3 protein-coding genes are annotated in these 3,324 nt (G+C 45.0%); 2 read left to right on the forward strand and 1 reads right to left on the reverse strand.

Annotation, left to right across the window (positions count from 1 at the left end; translation table 11 throughout):
* Positions 1-165 precede the first annotated feature (165 nt).
* Positions 166-1,215 carry a 3-dehydroquinate synthase gene (gene aroB, locus WCM76_16795; GenBank protein ID MEI6767291.1) on the forward strand — a complete coding sequence of 350 codons (1,050 nt, stop codon included), beginning with the start codon at positions 166-168 and terminating at the stop codon, positions 1,213-1,215.
* A 16-nt stretch (positions 1,216-1,231) separates the two neighbouring features.
* Positions 1,232-2,464 carry a 3-phosphoshikimate 1-carboxyvinyltransferase gene (locus WCM76_16800; GenBank protein ID MEI6767292.1) on the forward strand — a complete coding sequence of 411 codons (1,233 nt, stop codon included), beginning with the start codon at positions 1,232-1,234 and terminating at the stop codon, positions 2,462-2,464.
* A 9-nt stretch (positions 2,465-2,473) separates the two neighbouring features.
* Here the strand turns inward: WCM76_16800 and WCM76_16805 are convergent.
* Positions 2,474-3,324 (reverse strand): cysteine desulfurase (locus tag WCM76_16805; protein ID MEI6767293.1); only part of this gene is annotated, 851 nt, incomplete at its 5' end.

The raw sequence follows: 3,324 nt of genomic DNA on the forward strand, positions 1-3,324 counted from the left end.
GACTTTCGACTTTCGACTTTCGACTTTCGACTTTCGACTTTCGACTTTCGACTTTTTCCTGTTCATAAAGATAGAATAAATCATCTCCTGCAACCCAAATATTTACGTTAAAAATTGATATTTTTGTAAGAGTTACGGGGAATACATTAATTGAGTGTACAGAAGATGAAACACGACATACAGGATTTGGCCGCTTTTGAGAAATATCTCAAAGTACATGCTAAAGATATTTCCGGTATTTTTTTACTGGTAGATGAGTATTCCGAAAAGAACTGCCTGCCGGCCGTACTCAAAAATGTGCCGTCTGTTGGAGATGGTTACCTGCTGCGCGTGCGGTCCGGTGAAGAGTATAAAACACTGGATACCTGCAACGACCTGTGGCAATCGCTGTCGGGCAGTTATGCCGACCGCAGCGCATTGCTTGTGAATCTTGGTGGCGGTGCCATCTGCGACATGGGAGGATTTACAGCATCAACCTACCAGCGCGGCATTCGTTTCGTCAACATTCCTACAACACTACTGGCCATGGTGGATGCCGGTATTGGTGGTAAAGTGGGTGTTGACCTGGAGCATCTCAAAAATCAGGTGGGCTTGTTCAGCCTTCCCGAAGGTGTTTATTTCCATCATGAATTTCTAAATACGCTGCCTAAAAGAGACCTGTATTCGGGCTTTGCAGAAATGCTGAAACACGGACTTATTGCCGACGAATCATTGTGGAAGGTGCTGAAAGGTATGAAGCCCGAAGATGTTCTGGGTAATCCTGAACTTGTGGCGCGTGCAGCGAAAATAAAAACAGCGATTACTGAAACTGACCTTACTGAAAAAGGCGCACGAAAGAAACTTAATTTTGGACACACTATTGGTCATGCACTTGAAAGCTGGTCGCTGAAGCACCTGCGTAAATCAATGATGCATGGTGAAGCTGTGGCGGCTGGGATGATATGCGAATCATACATCTCCTGTAAAACAGCCGGTCTGCCGCTGAAACAGCTTAAAGAGATAACTAAAGTGCTGACATCATTGTACACATGGAATGAGCTTGAAGCCGAAATGGTATTGCTTATTGAAATCATGAAGCATGATAAGAAAAATAAGCAGGGAGTTATTAATTTTACCCTGCTGAAGCAGATTGGTGAAGCAGTTCATGACTGCAGTGCCGACGAAACTCTCATCACCGAATCCATCGAGTACTTTCTTGATATCACCGGAAAATAGCATAAATACTGGGTAAATGAAGATTTCGCTTTCTGGCGCACAAGCACATTCTATACGTGGAACAGTAAAGCTTCCTTATTCAAAAAGCATCAGCAACCGATTGCTTATGCTGCGTGAGCTGTGCAAACATTCATTTCATATCATAAATCTTTCGGATGCTGCCGATACTGTTCTGCTTGCTCAATTGCTGAGCAAATACAAAACAACCTCTGTGCTCGATGCTGCAAACGCCGGGACGGTGCTGCGTTTTATGACTGCGCTGTTAGCTGTTTCGGAAGGCGAATGGGAGCTCACCGGCTCTGCACGAATGTTGCAGCGACCCATTGCACCCTTGGTTGATGCACTTAAATTGCTGGGCGCACATATAGATTATAATGGAGCAATAGGATTTCCTCCCATAAAAATATCGGGTAAAAAAATAGATGGCGGATCTGTTGAAATTGATGCCGGCAGCAGCAGCCAGTTCGTGAGTGCATTGCTGCTTATTGCGCCCTTCCTGCCGTCGGGAATGGTGCTTAACCTGAAGGGCAGTAGCGCTTCAGCTCCTTATATAGATATGACGATTGCACTGCTGCGGCAATTCAATGTTACTGTTGAAGTGAGTGATTCTGCAATTCATGTGCAGCCCGGTTGTAATGCGCCTGAAATTATTTCCGTTGAGCCCGACTGGAGCTCAGCTTCTTATTGGTATTGCGCGGCCGCGCTTTCGCCGGATGCTGAAATTCAGTTGCCCGGTTTGTCATTGAAAAGCACTCAGGGCGACTGTATTCTTGCCTCTGCTTATTCACATTTTGGAGTTGAAACACTTGAAAATGCGCACGGAATAACATTGAGAAAAAGCTTGCCGGTTTCAGCAGGGTTCAGCTTTGATTTCTCAAACTGTCCCGACCTTTTTCCTGCCATTGCAGTTAGCTGCGCTGCTTTGGGAGTCGAAGCCCGCTTATCGGGTTTGAAGAATTTGCGCATCAAAGAATCTGACCGCGTTGAAGCGGTGTCCGAAGGTTTGGAAAAATGCGGCGCACACATTGCTATTACTGGGAATCATGAGATGATGATTTATAATGATACAATAATGAGCACTGAAGATGTCCTTATCAGAAGTTATGACGACCATCGTATTGCGATGGCTTTTGCACAACTGGTCTGGCTTTCTGGGAATATTTCCATTGACGATATCAGCGTCTGCACAAAATCATACCCGGGTTTTGTGAAGGATATGGAAACGATGGGAGCAGAAATAAACGCCTAGCTTTTACTTTCAGCCAAACATAACCTTTACTTTATTCAAGGCTTCAACCATTACGTCTATTTCTGCTTTTGTATTGTACATGGCAAACGATGCTCTGATAGTACCCGGAATCTGCAGAAAGTCCATAATCGGCTGGGTACAGTGGGTTCCGGTTCTTACGGCGATTCCAAATTTATCAAGAATGGTACCTGCATCATACGGATGAATGTTGCCAAGATTAAACGATACCACGCCCGTTTTTTCTTTGGCAGTTCCAATGATGCGCATTTCCTCAAGTTCCAGCAGTTTCTGAGTTGCATAATGAAGCAATTCCTGTTCATGCGCAGCAATGCGGTTGAGTCCTATCATCTGAAGAAACTGAATCGCTACATCAAGACCAATCACATCGCCTACATTCGGTGTGCCTGCCTCAAATTTAAAGGGCAGTTCATTGTAGGTCGTTTTTTCAAAAGTCACCGATTTTATCATCTCACCACCACCCTGATACGGCGGAAGCTCTTCCAGTAATTTTTCTTTTCCGTAAAGAACACCAATGCCCATCGGAGCATACATTTTATGTCCCGAAAAACAATAGAAATCACAATCCAGTTCCTGAACATCAACCGTAAGATGAGCCACTGCCTGCGCACCGTCAATCAAAACAGGAATGTTGTGTGCATGGGCCATTTTTATGACCGTTCTGATATCGTTAACCGTTCCGAGCGTATTGGAAACATGCGTAAGTGCAATGATGCGGGTTCTCTCATTTATCAGGGCTTCCAGACCGTCAATCAGCAGTTCGCCCTCCAGAGAAAACGGAAGCACTTTGAGCGAAGCGCCGTGTTCTTCGCACGACATCTGCCAGGGAACAATGTTGGAAT

The organism is Bacteroidota bacterium (assembly GCA_037133915.1).
Lineage (GTDB): Bacteria > Bacteroidota > Bacteroidia > Bacteroidales > CAIWKO01 > JBAXND01.